We start from the raw sequence: 15,405 nt of genomic DNA on the forward strand, positions 1-15,405 counted from the left end.
CTGAGGGAAAATTGCAAAAGCACATTTGCTTATGCCATCAGACCTTTTATGATATGCCTCCTAAGATTGGGAATAGAAACAGGGTTATGCCATTTACCATTGCAGCATTGGTGAGTTTTGAAGAAGACATTAAGAAAAGCCGTTTTCAGGCATTTGCCACACCTGTTGAATCCGAACAGGATGTGAAGGATTTTTTGGCTTTGTATAAAGACACCACCACCACCCATCAATGTTGGGCATGGAAAATTGGGCATCACGTCCGTTTTAATGATGATGGTGAGCCATCTGGGACAGCAGGACGACCGATTTTAGCCACCATTGAGGGTAATGAACTGACCAATGTTTTGGTGTTGGTCAATCGCTGGTATGGTGGAATTAAACTTGGGACAGGTGGCTTAGTTCGTGCTTATGGCGGTACAGCAGGTCAATGTTTACTCTTAGCTGAAAAGATCGAACTGATTGAAAAAAAACAGGTGAAATTTTCCTGTTCATTTAGTGAATGGGCAATCTTTCAATATGAGCTACAACAACAAGAGATTGAGTTTCAAGAAGACTATACCGCTGAAGGTGTTGCAATTTTAGCAAAGTTACAGGTTCATCAAATTGAAGGGCTTGCCAAAAAAATTCAGGATGTAACCCGTGGACGTGAACAGTTACGTATTTTAGAGGAGCAACAGCAAGATGCAGGCTGATGATCCATTACTCAAATATCGTGAACAGCATAAACAGCGTCTCAACTATATGCCGTGGTTGTACTGGCGTTTAAAGCCGAAACATCGTGAATGGGCGGAGCAGTGGCAGCGTGAATATCAGGCTTACCTGATGGATATGGAAACCGTTGAAATTGGTCAGAACTGTTTTATTTCCCCGCAAGCGCATATTTTTGCCGAACGTGGTCGAAAAATCACGATTGGGGACAATACCTTTATTGCTGCGGATTGTACCTTGCACGGCCCATTAACCATTGGCAATGAAGTGGCGATTAATCACCATTGTATTTTAGATGGTGGACGTGCGGGCATTACTTTGGGTGATCAGGCACGTTTGGCTGCGTATTGTCATTTATATGCGTTTGATCATGGCATGGACTTGGCTGAACCGATTTATCAGCAAGCGGTACGTTCGCAAGGTATTCAGGTTGGGCGAGATGTTTGGCTTGGGGCACATGTGGGCATCAAAGATGGCATCAACATTGCAGATCAAGCCATTGTCGGTATGAATAGCATGGTGACCAAATCGGTAGAAGAACGACAGATTGTCGCGGGTAATCCTGCCAAATTGATCCGTTACCGTGAATAGCCTTGTTGTCAAAATCTGATCTTATTTTGAGATCAGATTTTGGAATTCGAATTGCTTTTGTTTTTTGCGAATTGCCAGCACAAAGACCTGAAAGACTGCTCCGCACATCCATGCGGTCAGCGTAATACAGACAAAAATCGACACCATCAAATCGATCCAAATAAATTGGCTGTGAATTAAAATCGGTTGGTAAATCAGTACCATCACAATCACGACCCAATGACTCATACAATAAAAACACTGAAACAGATAGCCCAATAATCTGTGACACCGTTGCATCCAGTGTTGTACAGGAACAAATAACTCAGTTTGAGTAATGGTGATGGAAATACTGGTTGCAGCAAGTGCAATCACCAGACACATCCAAAAAGCATGTAATATTTCAGAAGACATTATTTACCCTATCACGTAACTTTAAAAATTACATGATAGGGTAAACTAATTAAAGTGCAAGCATGATGTTTAAAATCAGTCTTTAAAAATGAGTGAGCTTTGCACCTGCATTAAAGTTTTTAGAGAGATCTGATAGCTTGATATTTTTAAGGCGTTGCACAATTAAGTTTTCAGCTTCATTGAGGATGCTTTGCAGAGATTGATTTACCACTTCTTCAACTAAGCAATCGGGATGCTCAGTCTCTGTGTGTAGAGTAAATAAGTCACCTTGACCGACAGCTTGGTAAATATCGAACAGTGAAATATCTTCCAGTGCACAATTGAGTATCCAGCCACCATAATGCCCTTTAGTGGATTGCACATAGCCTTGTTCTCTTAAACCCGCCAAAGTGCGCCGTACAACGACAGCATTACTGTCGATCATTTTTGCAATTTGTTCAGAAGTGAGGGGGGATTTGGCATATGCCATGTGCAAAATGACATGCAGCATACGGGACAGCCGACTATCTTTACGCAAGTCTATGACCAATGATGAAGAAATTTGTCACAGATTACGGAAAATAGTAAAGAAAGACAAGTTGTGTGAAATTACCGTGATAAAAACATGATTTATCAAGTAATTTTAGATCTGCTGTAGGGATATAGTATTTTCTTTAAAAAATGGCGTTTAATATATTAATGATATAAGTAAAATAATCTACAGAATAATGATTAAAATATTCTGTAGATATATTTTAATTATGCTTTTGGCATATCAGGTCTAAATCGAATTTCACATTTTCCTGTCATATTTTTATCTTTTTGATTGAGTGTTACCGTATCTCCAATTCGCTTCCCTTGACATGGGTTTGGCATTGGCGGACGTGCTCCACCTTCAGGTCCCTGTTGAGGTTTCGGCGGTCTATTTTCACCATTCATTGGAGGATGATTGGGTTTTAAACCCAATTCACATGTGCCTTTTATTGTTTTATCACCTTGTTTATTTGATACTTTTGTCCCAATTGCTTTGCCTCTGCATAAGTCTTCAAAGTTATGCTGCTGTGGCGGTTGTTGAGGTGGTGCTGCATATAATGTACTGCTGCATATAAATAATATTGTCATAGACGTAAAATAGGCAGGTATATTTATTTTCATGAATAGATCACAATAAAAATGTTGATTTTAAATCTTAAAAAATAAATATGGATTTAATAGGTATTTAAAATAAAAAAGAGCCTAAAGATAATGTTTATTAAAATACAATTAATAGTAAATTATTATATGTTTAAAGCATAAATTATAAAAAAGATAAATGAAAATAATTATTAAATTAACTATCATTCTCATTTAAATCTGTTACATTAGCTCGGCAATTTTTACATATTCATGACAAAACAATAGGTTTTATATGTCTAAGCGCATCATGCAATCTCTCTTATCCATTTCTGTATTGACAGTAATGGCGACTATGGCACAAGCTGCTGATAGTACTGATCAAGAAGATAATACTAAAAGTTCGACACAGTCAGATGTCGTTCAAATGCAGAAAATCGTAGTGACGGCAGAACAGCAAGTAAAACAGTCTTTAGGGGCTTCAGTAGTTACTGCAGAAGATATAGAAAAGAACCCTGTTAGAAATGATATTTCAGAAATTTTAGCGCGTCAGCCGGGTATTAACCTGACGGGAAATAGTGCTAATGGTGTGCGTGGCAATAACCGACAAGTTGATATTCGTGGCATGGGACCTGAAAACACGCTAATTCTCATTGATGGTCGTCCTGTCAACTCGCGTCAATCTGTGCGTTATGGTCGAACAGGAGATCGTGATACCCGTGGTGATACCAATTGGGTTCCTGCTGAAGATATTGATCATATTGAAGTTTTACGTGGACCAGCCGCAGCGCGTTACGGTAATGGTGCAATGGGTGGTGTGATTAACATTATCACCAAAAAAGCCAGTAACAAAACGCATGGATCACTTGAATATTATACCAATCAGCCTGAAAACTCTAAAGAAGGTGCTTCTAATCGCGTTGGTTTTAACTTAAGCGGCCCGATTATTAATGATGTGCTGTCTTATCGTTTATATGGTAACTGGAATAAAACCGATGCGGATTCCGCTGATCTTAACAGTGCGATTGGAAGTACCGCAGCACCACGTGAAGGGGTGCGCAATAAAGATGTATCTGGGCAGTTGCTTTGGAAGCTCAATGACCAACAGTCTTTAACTTTAGATGCATCTGTGAGTCGTCAAGGTAATATCTATGCAGGGGATACACAGTACAACTACGATACAACCTCAGGAACCAATACCAAAACGACTTATGCAAGTCCATTGATTGGTCAAGAAACCAATACCATGTACCGTCAGAGTTTTGCGCTGACTCATAATGCGGATTGGGATTGGGGGAAAAGTAAATTTGTTGTCCAGTATGATGACACTAAAAACAAGCGATATATTGAAGGCTTAACTGGTGGAGTAGAAGGAACAATTAACTCAACCGATAAATCGACCAATAATTTACGAACTTTCCGACTTAATGGTGAAGTTAATATTCCGTTTGAGTTCTATGTACCTCATGTGCTAACGGCAGGGGTGGAATATGTCGATGATCATTTTGTAGATCCATCATCAATGACTGTGGGAGCCAGTGATGGTTCGACGTATGCTGCACAGTTGACCACGGGCGATCGAACCAAAATGAGCTCAGATATTAAGTCGACTTATCTTGAAGACAATATCAGTTTAACCAGTAGTACAGATGCTGCGGTTAGTTTACGCTTTGATGATCACAGCAGTTCAGGGACAAGTTGGAGTCCAGGTCTGAATTTAACTCAGAAATTGGGTGATTATGTCACTTTAAAAGGCGGGATTGCCAAAGCCTATAAAACTCCAAACTTGTATCAAAATGCTGAAGGTTACTTGTTGCTGAGTCGCGGAAATGGCTGTCCAGCAGGTTCGAGTTATACCTACTGTCTGATTCAGGGGAATGCTGACTTAAAACCTGAAACTTCAGTCAATAAAGAGTTTGGGATTCAGTTTAAGAAAGATATCGTAAATGCTAGCTTAACATGGTTCCGCAACGACTATAAAAACAAAATCGAAGTTGGTACGGATTTACAGGACACCGTGACCAGCAATGGAACAACTTATTATGTCTTTAAATGGGAAAATATTCCAAAAGCATTGGTTCAAGGTTTAGAGGGAAGTCTTGGGTTTGACTGGGGGAATATCCGTTGGACAAACAACTTCACTTATTACCATGACAATGTCAATAAAGAAACAGGTAACCCGTTGTCAGTCATTCCAATCTATACGATTAACTCGATTTTAGGTTATGACATTACTGACAAACTAGATATGAATGTTGTTTATACGCAATATGGTCGCCAAAAGCCACGTCAGTACGCAGTCACCAAAGCAGATGTTACAGACCTCGATAATTTAACCAGTTTGAAGAGTTATAGTATTGCAGGAATTAATTTTGGCTATAAGTTCAATAAGAACCTGAGTGGACGTATTGGGGTATCGAATCTGTTTGATAAAGTCATTTATCGGGATAGTAATTCCAATAGCCAAACTTATAATGAGCCGGGTCGTGCGTACTATGCGTCGATCAAATATTCGTTCTAAGTTGGGCGAAGTGACAGAAAAAAACCAGTCTTTTATAGACTGGTTTTTCTTGAGGGTTTGACTGCCAATAACAAAAATAGATGATCAAATGATGAAATCATTTGAAGAAAACCAAGCTTTTGCTCAGATTAAAATAAAAAAATTCTATCTTTAATTTAAATTGTTGATTTTTAAAAATTATGTAGATAATAAACTCTTAAGGTTTACAGGCTTTAATAGCGATCATTCTCTAAACAATGATCTGATTATGCTGGCATTTATTTCAAAAAATAAAATCAGTCTGCCTTTGGCGCTATTTAATGGTTTAGTTGCGTGTTGGTTGGCAGGATTTACCAATCTCAGTTTTTACCGCAATATTTCACAATTAAGCTCATATCAGGGTATGAGCAATTATTTATTTGTCTTTGTGACATTTATTTTGTTAAGTAGTTTTTACTTTTTTGTGTTGCAGTTATTGAATTGGCGACGTACAGCCAAGCCGCTGAGCATTATTTTAGTGATCATGACGGGGATGACCTCTTATTTTGTGAATCAGTTGGGTGTTGAGATGAGTACTGCCCAAATTGAAAATGTTGCGCAGACCGATTTACATGAAACACTGGATTTATTGTCCTTTCCCTTTTTACTCTGGTGTCTGCTCACAGTCGTTTTGCCTGTTGTGGTCTTGAGTTTTTTGCAGATTCAACCCCAATCCTTTAAAAAAGTCATACTTACCAAAGTGGCATCGTTGGTTGTAGCATTGGCTGTGATGGGAGGAGGTTTATTTTCTTTTTATAGTCAATATGCCCCAATTTTTCGTGAGCATCGTCAGCTTAAAGCCCAGATTTCACCGATGAACGTCTTGTCGAGTGGCACAAGTTATATTCGTAAACAATTCAAACATGCCAATAAACCACTGGTTGCTTATGGGCAAGATGCGCATGTGGTTATATCTGCTACACAACGTCAGCCGAAGATTTTGGTGCTGGTGGTTGGTGAAACGGCTCGTGCCCAAAATTTCAGTTTGGATGGTTATTCAAAAAATACCAATCCTGAACTGTCTAAGCTGGATATCTTAAATTTTAATAATGTATCATCTTGTGGTACGCAAACTTCGGTGTCTGTACCGTGTATGTTCTCAGGTATGCCACGTAAAGACTATGATGAAGGTTTGGCATCGCATCGTGAAGGTCTGCTCGATATCGTACAGCGTGCGGGTTATCAAGTCACTTGGATTGACAATAACTCAGGCTGTAAAGGCACATGTACCCGCATTAAAAACTATATTTCACCGAAAGATGATCCACGTTATCAAAAGTGGTGTGATCATGGCGAGTGTCGTGATGGTATCTTGATTGATGCATTGACTGATTATTTAAAAACTTTAGATATGAAAAATTTAAAACAAAATCAGTTGATTGTTCTGCATCAGATGGGGAGTCATGGACCTGCTTATTACAAGCGTTATCCTGCTGAATTTAAGAAATTTACACCGATTTGTGAAACCAATAATATTCAAAACTGTGATCATCAGGCATTGATTAATACATATGATAATACCATTGTATATACAGACCATATTTTGGCATCGACCATTGATTTGCTGAAACAGCAGCCTGTTGCCAGTAGTATGCTGTATTTATCTGATCATGGTGAGTCTACAGGTGAAAGTGGTTTGTACTTGCATGGCACACCTTATATGGTTGCGCCTAAAGAGCAGACACATATTCCAATGTTGTTTTGGTTTTCGCAAAACTGGTCAGAACGTCATCATATTTATCAATGCTTGTCACATTATAAAGACAGTGCATGGAGTCAGGACAATTTATTCCCAACCGTTTTGGGTTTACTCAATGTTCAGACTCAAGTGTATGACCAAAAACTAGATATGTTGTCGAGTTGCAAAGGGCAAATTTAGCATGATTCGAGTGCTGTATATTGAGGATGATGCAATGATTGGGAAGAGTACTTACCAGTTGTTGCAGCACGAAAAATTTCAAGTGGATTGGGCACAAACAGGTTTACAGGCCTTAGATTTGCTATTTCGCAATGTTTATCATATTGCTTTGCTTGATCTAGGCTTACCTGAATTGGATGGCTTGGAAATCTTGAAACATATTCGTAAAAAAGCCGATCTTAATCGTATGGGGGTGATTATTATTAGCGCCCGAGACCAAAGCAAAGACAAAATCTTGGGCTTGAAACTTGGGGCAGATGATTATCTGATTAAACCTTATGATTTTGAGGAACTGACGGCACGGATTGAGTCAGTTTTACGTCGTAGTCACTTGAGTATTGATGAAGAAATTTGCTTTAAAGTGGGTAATATTCAACTGTTTCCAACCACGCATCGCATCTTAAAAGCAGGTAAAAATATTGAGCTATCCCAAAAAGAATGGGCAATCTTAGAGCCAATGATGATGTATCCCAATCAAATTTTTTCGAAGCAAGTGCTTGAAGAAAAACTGTATGACTGGCAAACCGAAATCAATAGCAATACCATTGAAGTTCATGTACATAATTTACGGCAGAAATTGGGAAAAGACCTGATTCGCACGGTACGAGGTTTAGGTTACTGTATTGAAACCCATGCAAAATAATTTATTAGGACTGCGTAAGTATGTCCAGCAGTTACAACAGCGATATGAACATTTAGCACTCAGCTCAAGGATGTCCTTGAGCGTTTGTATTTTTAGTATCTTATTGTTTTTTATGATCGGAATGTCGGCTTATCAGATTTCTCTCGAAGAGTCCGAAGAGGTACTCGATCGGCAAATGCAAGAGATGGCAAGTTTTTTAGATAAGAACAATATTCCGAATCGTATGTCGGTGTATGACTCACATCGACCTTATGATGAAACAGATTTATTTATTGATATTGTGCCAAAACAAGAATTGTTATCAAAGAAAGCACATCCGAATTATTTAATTGCTTATGCCAGTGAAGCACATTTTCAGAAAATTCATTCTTCTCGTGGTGAGTTGAAAGTTTATGTCCTGCCACTACCTGACAAACAGATTCAGATTAGTCAGTTTATTAAGGTTCGTCGTCATCTCGCCAAGCAATTGGCATTTACCATGCTCATTCCTTATGTGCTGTTTATGCCATTTGCAATTTATGGATTTTATCGACTGATTCGTCATCATTTAAAACCGCTTGATCAACTTAAACAAACCTTTGCGGTACGTGATTATTCAGATTTATCGGAAATACGCATCGCGCATTTACCTGCTGAAATTACTCCTGCAATTGATGAGTTGAATCATTTGTTTCAGCGTATTCAGCAAGCACAGCAGCAGCAGAAAATGTTTATTGCCAATGCGGCACATGAATTACGTACCCCCCTGACCGCGATTCGCTTACAGACATCATTACTTACAAAAACTCAAAAAGACTCAAAAGCTTATGCTGAAAATTTACAAGATTTGGAGCAAAGCCTAAAGCGTATGTCGCATTTGGTCGAGCAGTTGATGAGTTTGGCGCATCAGGAAGTACAAGGTAAGGAGCAGTTACAAGCGGTCGATTTGGTTGATAGCACTCGACGCTGTGTTGGGCAGTTACTGGCCAGTGCGCATAAAAAACAAGTCGATATTCAGTTGAATATTCAAGATGAGCATGTCGATAGTGTGGTGGCTGCTTTGCCCGCTGCCTTAGAGACCATTTTATTGAATCTGCTAGACAATGCGATTAAATATAACCCTGAGCAAGGGATTGTGTTACTGAATATGAAACAAGATGCTCAATATGTGTATTTGGAGATTCATGATGATGGTGCAGGCATTGAGCCAAGCCAATATGATCATGTTATGCAGCGCTTTGTGCGCTTGGAAAAGACGCAACATCAGGCAATGGGCAGTGGCTTGGGATTGTCGATTGTACAGACTGCATTGCAACAAATTCATGCAGAGTTACAGTTTCAGCCCTCTGCATGTTTGCATGGATTGCAGGTTAATTTGAAATTTCTGAAATGGTCGAATCCTCAGTCTGAGGCATTGCATGAAAGCAATGTGCTTGAATGATATAAATCACAAGATCTACAGCCCAAGTCCACCACAGCGCCCACAAATTATGACTCAGAAAATGTGCGCCACGAACCATTTGTACACCGCTCATGATGCCGCCAATCAGTAAACCGAGTACAAGCCACATGATTGCCAGTCGTGGATGCCGATGACGATAGCCAAAATATAATGCAATCAGGGAAAATCCCGCAGAGGCATGTCCACCGGGGAAACATTTGCCCAAGCCAATGACATGTTTACTCCAAGTCACGGTTTGACCATGCATTTCAACAATATTCCAAGGACAGGCATGCTCAGATTGCGATTTAAGTAAGCCCACAAGACTGGTACTCATGATCATTGCCAGCAAAATATAACCACATAAACGGCGATAACTGCGCCATTTTTCTTGCCAGTAACCTGCAATTAAAATATAGAGATGCACAAAAGCAATCAACCAGACACCCTGTTTTAAGGCGTCGTGCCCAATCCGTGTTAACCACCAGTTATCTCTCAAATAGTAATGCCCCTGAGCATCAACCCACGGCAAACTCAAAGACAAATCCAGTGCACCTTTGACTGGAAAAAATACAGATAAAATCAAAGCTGCGAACAGCAGTAAAATTAAATTGTTCCGCTCATAGGCAACAAGTACAGGGCGAGACCATTTCAAGATAAAGCATCCATAATGATAAACTATTCAGAACCTTAGAAGAGGAAACTTAAGACTTTCTGAGAAAAGCTTAAGAAAAGCTGAACATTGAAAATAACTTGTTATTTTATAAATGAAATAAGCTGATTTGGCAGGGCTAAATCGCTTGATCACAAATTATTTATGCTGTTTCGAGTGTACTGTTAGCGTTAAACATAATCGTGTTGAAAATCAACGTGACCTAGAGGTAAAAATCCCTTAGATTGGGCTGAAATATATGACTTTCAGATTGAATAATAAAATGCCAAAAACCTTTGTGCTTGCCCCCGATTCGTTTAAAGAAAGTATGAGTGCTGTTGAGGCTTGCCGAGCCATGCAAACAGGGATTTCCCGTATTTTCCCAAATGCCTGTTTTATTCATGTACCTATGGCAGATGGAGGTGAAGGCACAGTTGATGCCCTGCTCTTGGCACGAGAAGGTCAGCGAATTAGTTTTGAGGTCACAGGTTCATTCTATCCAGATAAAGTGCGGGCTGATTTTGCACTGATTGATCAGGGAAAAACTGCGGTGATTGAGATGGCTCAAGCCAATGGCTTAGATTTACTCCGCCCTGAGCAGCGCAATCCTTTGTTGACCACAACTTTCGGTACGGGGGAACTGATTCGCGCAGCACTCGATTATGATGTCGATAAAATCATCATTGGATTAGGGGGCAGTGCAACCAACGATGCAGGTGCAGGAATGGCACAGGCCTTGGGCGTGCGCTTTTTCAATGCAGATGGGCAAATCCTTGCAAAGGGGATGTCAGGTGGACAATTGCAGCAGATTGAGCAGATAGATGTAACTGAACTTGACCCACGTTTACAGCATGTCGAAATTTTGATTGCCAGTGATGTGAGTAATCCATTGGTTGGAGAAACAGGTGCTTCGGCAGTTTTTGCCCCACAAAAAGGTGCAACACCTGACATGGTTAGGCAATTGGATGAAAATTTACGCTATTTTGCCAAAAAAATTCAACAAGCTTGTCAACTTGATCTTGCTCAAGTGACAGGTACGGGGGCGGCAGGCGGTCTGGCTGCGGGGCTGATGGCATTTACAGGTGCAAGGCTGCATTCGGGTGTCGAGTTAGTGATTGAGCAAACAGAACTTGCCAAGCATATTGCCTGTGCTGATTATGTCTTTACAGGTGAAGGTGGAATTGATTTTCAAACCCAATTTGGCAAAACACCTTTAGGCGTTGCAAAAGTGACTAAGCAGTTCAATAAACCAGTGTTTGCTTGTGCGGGCTATGTCGGAAAAGGTATTGAAACACTATATAGCGAAGGATTTACAGCGATTTTTGGCATTTTGGATGGTTGTTGTGATCTAGCAACAGCATGTCAACATGGGCAAGAAAACTTGGCTAGAACTTGTGAAAATATTGCCAGAATTTTAAAAATTTATGATTAAAATCAAATGAATAATCTTATATTTTTTGACTGATAAATAACAAAAATAAATAATTGAAATTGAGCTACTGTAGCATCAGTTCAGCACTTTTTGAGTCAAAAATAGCTTTTACATATCATTTAACTTGATATGTAAAAGCGTTGAAGATTGAAAGGCTTATTAATTTTAATGATTTAATATTCAGACCTAGAGCGCATACACTCAGCGTCATTACAAATATTTATAAATTTAAATGATTTAACGATAAGGTGACAAATCATGCTGAAAAAGGTGTTGGTGATTGTCGCGGTTGCCGTTTTGATCGGTGTTGCCGTTTGGATGAATTATAAAAGTAAAAATCAACTTCCTGAAGGTTTTGCGACCTCCAATGGTCGACTGGAGTTACAGCGTCTAGATGTTGCGACCTTGTACGCAGGGCGTGTTCAACAGCTTTTGGTCAATGAAGGCGATAGTGTCAAGGAAAATGCAGTCTTGGCTGAATTGTCTTCAGAGCAGAGTAATAGTCAGCTTATGGCTGCTGAAGCAGGAAAAGATCGTGCCAAAGAAACTGTGGTACGCGCTGCCGCAGAAGTGAGCGCTCGTCAACAACAGCAAAAAGTTGCCAAACTTGACTTGGAAAATACTCGTCAGTTGTATCAGCAAGCCTTGGTTTCTAAAGCCGAACTTGATCGCCGTCAAGCTGCTTATGATGCTGAAGTGGCAGCCGTTCATGCAGCACAGGCAGCCCAAGCCGAAGCAACCGCTGCGGTTGGACAGGCACAAGCACAAATTCATTCAGCCGATTCGACACATCAAGATATGCTGATTCGAGCGCCAAAAGCGGGTCGGGTTGAATATCGAATTGCAGAAGTGGGCAATGTCTTGGCAGCAGGCAGTAAGGTGGTGACTTTACTTGATCCGAGCGATGTCACCATGACGGTATTTTTACCGACCAATACGGTTGGAAAGCTAAAAGTTGGAGATGATGCCCGTATTGTGCTGGATGGTTTAAATGCGGTTTTCCCTGCCAAAATTAAATTTATTGCGGATCAAGCACAATTTACACCCAAGTATGTTGAAACAGCCGATGAGCGTGAAAAACTCATGTATAAAGTCAAGCTTGCAATTCCGAGTGAGATTGCCTTGCGCTATAACCAGTTACTTAAAGGTGGCATGACAGGCAATGGTTATGTCCGCCTGAATTCGCGGGCAAATTGGCCGAAACAGTGGGCAATTCAACTTCCCCAATCTTAATGCGAGGACACTTTTATGTCAGAGCAACAAGTCGCGGTATGGTTGGATGCTGTTTCGCATCATTATGGTCGAGTGTGTGCATTAAACGCGGTGAGTCTGCGTTTGCCACGCGGTGTTACAGTTGGCTTAATTGGCCCCGATGGTGTTGGAAAATCAACTTTACTGAGTCTGATTGCTGGGGTTAAAACCATCCAGTCAGGGGCTGTAAAGGTCTTGGATTATGATCTGTCCAAGAAAAAACAACGCCAGTTGGCCTCTCATAAAGTGGCATTTATGCCACAAGGTTTGGGACATAACCTTTATCCAACATTATCGGTTTATGAAAATGTCGATTTTCATGCACGTTTATTTGGTTTGGCACGTGAGCAACGTCAGGCACATATTCAACGTCTTTTGAATGCGACAGGTCTAGCACCATTTGCAACCCGTGCCGCAGGTAAGCTGTCAGGAGGCATGAAGCAAAAACTCAGCTTGTGCTGTGCATTGGTGCATCAGCCTGAACTGTTGATTTTAGATGAACCGACCACAGGGGTCGATCCTTTGTCGCGTCGTCAGTTTTGGAGTTTGGTGGATAGCTTGCGGCAAGAAAATCAGGGCATGACAGTCTTGGTTTCCACCGCCTATATTGATGAAGCAGAGCGCTTTGAATATTTATTGGCAATGGATGATGGACAGTTAATCGCCAGTGCACCTACTCAGCAAGTATTGCAACAGACTCAAAGTCACAATTTGGAACAGGCGTATATTCACTTGTTGCCTGAGCAGAAACGAACAGATGGACATGGGTTGCAGCTAACGCCTTTTGTGAAAGATGAAAATTCTCCACCTGCGATTGAAGCGGTTAATTTAACTAAAAGTTTTGGTGAGTTTACCGCAGTTGATCATGTCAATTTCACCATTGAACGTGGTGAGATTTTTGGCTTTTTGGGTTCAAATGGATGTGGTAAATCAACCACCATGAAAATGCTGACAGGTCTACTGGAGGCGACAGAAGGAACAGCCAAACTGTTGGGAACGCAGATTGAAACCAGTGATATGCAGACTCGTTTACGTGTGGGCTATATGTCACAGGCATTTTCCCTATATGAGGAGTTGAGCGTCCGACAAAATTTAGTGTTGCATGCTCAGTTGTACCGCATGGCTGAACATCAAATCACTCAGCGTGTCGATCAGGCTCTAGAAGAATTTGATTTAGGTAGCATTGCTCAAAGCAAACCCAATGAAATTTCTTTGGGAATGCGCCAGCGTTTGCAGTTAGCAGCCGCGTGTTTGCATCATCCAGAAGTTTTAATCTTAGATGAACCGACCTCAGGGGTTGACCCCGCAGCTCGTGACATGTTCTGGCGGCATTTGTTACGTTTATCAAGAGATGATCGGATTACCATTTTTGTCTCAACCCATTTTATGAATGAAGCGGCACGTTGTGACCGCATTTCATTTATGCATCGAGGGCGAGTACTGGCAGTGGGTTCTCCTGAACAGCTTTGTCAGCAGCAACAGACCTCCGACTTGGAAGAAGCCTTTATTGCTTATTTGCAAGCGGCATCTCAGGAACAGCAGCCAACTCCCCAAGCTGTCGAAGCTGAAGCAGAAGCACATGATTTGGCGGATTTATCCCACTTGGCAGTTTTTCAGTCTGCTCAGGTACAAGGCTGGCTGTATTGGTTTGCAACCATTTGGACTTTTGCTGTTCGCGAGGGCAAGGAGCTGTTTCGCGACAAGATCCGTTTGTTTTTTGCTTTGATCGGCCCCGTGATTTTAATGATGGCGGCAGCTTATGGCGTGTCTTTTGATGTCAAAAAAATCAAGTTTGCTGTGCTTGACCGCGATCAAACCATCGAAAGTCGCGAGTTAATTCAAAATTTCTCGGCATCGAGTTATTTTAGTTTTACCAAGAATTTGCAAAGTAGCGATCAGATTGATTATAGCTTGCAAAGTTCTGAAGCTCGCTTGGTGATTGATATTCCTGCGCATTTTGGACAACAGTTATTACGTGGAGAAAAGCCTGAAGTCGGATTTTATATTGATGGATCATTGCCTTTTATTGCAGAAAATACCAAAGGTTTTATTTTAGGTATTTTAACCCGTTATTTAAGCGATAAATTGACCGCGAGTGGTTATCCACTGAATCAGGTAACTTCGGTACAGTTGCAACCACGCTATGTTTATAATCAGGATTTTAAAAGTATTTATGCGATTGCTCCGGGCATGATCATGCTAGCAACCATGCTTATTCCTGTGATGATGACCGCTTTGGGCGTAGTGCGTGAACGTGAAATTGGTTCAATCACCAATTTATATACTTCACCTGCATCGGTACGGCAGTTTTTGATTGGGAAACAGTTGCCTTATATTGCGGTTGCGATGTGTAGCTATTTTCTTTTGGTGTGGCTGGCTGTTGTGGTTTTGGGTGTCCCTGTGCGTGGTAATTTCTTTGCTATGGCATTAGGAGCTTTTGCTTTAATTTGTGCCGCAACATCATTTGGACTACTTATTTCTAGTTTTGTGAAATCACAAGTGGCAGCCATTTTTGGTTCAGCAATTTTGTCGATGATTCCTGCGTTAAATTTTTCAGGTCTTTTTTATCCACTCTCGACCCTGACAGGCATCAAGGCATGGATTGGCTGGGGATTTCCAACTGCATGGTTCCAACTGATTAGCCTTGGTGGTTTTACCAAAGGGCTGAGTTTTCAGAGTTTCATTCCATACTACCTGATTTTATTTGGTTTTGCCGTGCTGTATGTGTTTGTTGCAGGACTGATTCTGAAAAAGCAGGAGCAGTAA

At 40.8% G+C, this 15,405-nt stretch carries 13 protein-coding genes; 9 read left to right on the forward strand and 4 right to left on the reverse strand.

Annotated elements, in window-relative coordinates; genetic code table 11:
* Window positions 1-86 precede the first annotated feature (86 nt).
* Both LVY74_RS03425 and LVY74_RS03430 read left to right on the forward strand, forming a co-directional pair.
* The gene (locus LVY74_RS03425) at window positions 87-692 is read left to right on the forward strand and encodes an IMPACT family protein (protein WP_237813846.1); all 606 of its coding nucleotides are present in this window, start codon (window positions 87-89) and stop codon (window positions 690-692) included.
* Window positions 682-1,299 (forward strand): acyltransferase, encoded by a 618-nt coding sequence (locus LVY74_RS03430; RefSeq protein ID WP_237813847.1) that lies wholly within the window; start codon window positions 682-684, stop codon window positions 1,297-1,299. The genes LVY74_RS03425 and LVY74_RS03430 overlap by 11 nt, the downstream gene beginning before the upstream one ends.
* A gap of 21 nt (window positions 1,300-1,320) precedes the next feature.
* On the opposite strand, the gene LVY74_RS03435 is transcribed toward LVY74_RS03430, so the two are convergent.
* The 3 genes from LVY74_RS03435 to LVY74_RS03445 all read right to left on the reverse strand — a co-directional run bounded on the left by LVY74_RS03435 (window position 1,321) and on the right by LVY74_RS03445 (window position 2,826).
* The gene (locus LVY74_RS03435; RefSeq protein ID WP_237813848.1) at window positions 1,321-1,692 is read right to left on the reverse strand and encodes a hypothetical protein; all 372 of its coding nucleotides are present in this window, start codon (window positions 1,690-1,692) and stop codon (window positions 1,321-1,323) included.
* Between the two features lie 82 nt (window positions 1,693-1,774).
* Entirely contained in the window at window positions 1,775-2,209 is a 435-nt protein-coding gene (locus LVY74_RS03440) for an Rrf2 family transcriptional regulator (protein WP_237813849.1), read from the reverse strand.
* Between the two features lie 221 nt (window positions 2,210-2,430).
* Window positions 2,431-2,826, reverse strand: a complete 396-nt coding sequence (locus LVY74_RS03445) for a hypothetical protein (RefSeq protein WP_237813850.1) — start codon at window positions 2,824-2,826, stop codon at window positions 2,431-2,433.
* A gap of 253 nt (window positions 2,827-3,079) precedes the next feature.
* Here LVY74_RS03445 and LVY74_RS03450 point away from each other — a divergent pair, with 253 nt between their 5' ends.
* The 4 genes from LVY74_RS03450 to LVY74_RS03465 all read left to right on the forward strand — a co-directional run bounded on the left by LVY74_RS03450 (window position 3,080) and on the right by LVY74_RS03465 (window position 9,304).
* Window positions 3,080-5,305 carry a FepA family TonB-dependent siderophore receptor gene (locus tag LVY74_RS03450; protein WP_237813851.1) on the forward strand — a complete coding sequence of 742 codons (2,226 nt, stop codon included), beginning with the start codon at window positions 3,080-3,082 and terminating at the stop codon, window positions 5,303-5,305.
* 247 nt (window positions 5,306-5,552) lie between these two features.
* Window positions 5,553-7,202: a phosphoethanolamine transferase gene (locus LVY74_RS03455; RefSeq protein WP_237813852.1), complete on the forward strand. Its 1,650-nt coding sequence runs from the start codon at window positions 5,553-5,555 to the stop codon at window positions 7,200-7,202.
* A gap of 1 nt (window position 7,203) precedes the next feature.
* A complete protein-coding gene (locus tag LVY74_RS03460) occupies window positions 7,204-7,884 on the forward strand; it encodes a response regulator transcription factor (RefSeq protein ID WP_151710975.1) in 681 nt (226 codons plus the stop codon).
* Entirely contained in the window at window positions 7,865-9,304 is a 1,440-nt protein-coding gene (locus LVY74_RS03465) for a sensor histidine kinase (protein WP_442862768.1), read from the forward strand. Before LVY74_RS03460 ends, LVY74_RS03465 begins: the two co-directional genes overlap by 20 nt.
* On the opposite strand, the gene LVY74_RS03470 is transcribed toward LVY74_RS03465, so the two are convergent.
* Entirely contained in the window at window positions 9,234-9,959 is a 726-nt protein-coding gene (locus LVY74_RS03470) for a phosphatase PAP2 family protein (RefSeq protein ID WP_237813853.1), read from the reverse strand. The genes LVY74_RS03465 and LVY74_RS03470 overlap by 71 nt on opposite strands.
* 280 nt (window positions 9,960-10,239) lie before the next feature.
* Between LVY74_RS03470 and LVY74_RS03475 the strand changes: the two genes are divergently transcribed.
* From LVY74_RS03475 to rbbA, 3 genes are all read left to right on the forward strand, one after another.
* Window positions 10,240-11,388 carry a glycerate kinase family protein gene (locus tag LVY74_RS03475; protein WP_237813854.1) on the forward strand — a complete coding sequence of 383 codons (1,149 nt, stop codon included), beginning with the start codon at window positions 10,240-10,242 and terminating at the stop codon, window positions 11,386-11,388.
* Between the two features lie 258 nt (window positions 11,389-11,646).
* Window positions 11,647-12,621, forward strand: coding sequence for an HlyD family secretion protein (locus LVY74_RS03480; RefSeq protein WP_237813855.1), 975 nt, complete (start codon window positions 11,647-11,649; stop codon window positions 12,619-12,621).
* Between the two features lie 15 nt (window positions 12,622-12,636).
* On the forward strand, window positions 12,637-15,405 hold the full coding sequence (gene rbbA, locus LVY74_RS03485; RefSeq protein ID WP_237813856.1) for a ribosome-associated ATPase/putative transporter RbbA: 2,769 nt from the start codon (window positions 12,637-12,639) through the stop codon (window positions 15,403-15,405).

Origin of the sequence: Acinetobacter sp. ME22 (genome assembly GCF_022012315.1) — a bacterium.
GTDB classification, from domain to species: domain Bacteria; phylum Pseudomonadota; class Gammaproteobacteria; order Pseudomonadales; family Moraxellaceae; genus Acinetobacter; species Acinetobacter brisouii_A.

Coding starts and splice junctions, on each gene's coding strand:
- LVY74_RS03425 (WP_237813846.1), top strand. CDS start 87: ATGCCATTTACCATTGCAGCATTGGTGAGTTTTGAAGAAGACATTAAG.
- LVY74_RS03430 (WP_237813847.1), top strand. CDS start 682: ATGCAGGCTGATGATCCATTACTCAAATATCGTGAACAGCATAAACAG.
- LVY74_RS03435 (WP_237813848.1), bottom strand. CDS start 1,692: ATGTCTTCTGAAATATTACATGCTTTTTGGATGTGTCTGGTGATTGCA.
- LVY74_RS03445 (WP_237813850.1), bottom strand. CDS start 2,826: ATGAAAATAAATATACCTGCCTATTTTACGTCTATGACAATATTATTT.
- LVY74_RS03450 (WP_237813851.1), top strand. CDS start 3,080: ATGTCTAAGCGCATCATGCAATCTCTCTTATCCATTTCTGTATTGACA.
- LVY74_RS03455 (WP_237813852.1), top strand. CDS start 5,553: ATGCTGGCATTTATTTCAAAAAATAAAATCAGTCTGCCTTTGGCGCTA.
- LVY74_RS03460 (WP_151710975.1), top strand. CDS start 7,204: ATGATTCGAGTGCTGTATATTGAGGATGATGCAATGATTGGGAAGAGT.
- LVY74_RS03475 (WP_237813854.1), top strand. CDS start 10,240: ATGCCAAAAACCTTTGTGCTTGCCCCCGATTCGTTTAAAGAAAGTATG.
- LVY74_RS03480 (WP_237813855.1), top strand. CDS start 11,647: ATGCTGAAAAAGGTGTTGGTGATTGTCGCGGTTGCCGTTTTGATCGGT.
- rbbA (WP_237813856.1), top strand. CDS start 12,637: ATGTCAGAGCAACAAGTCGCGGTATGGTTGGATGCTGTTTCGCATCAT.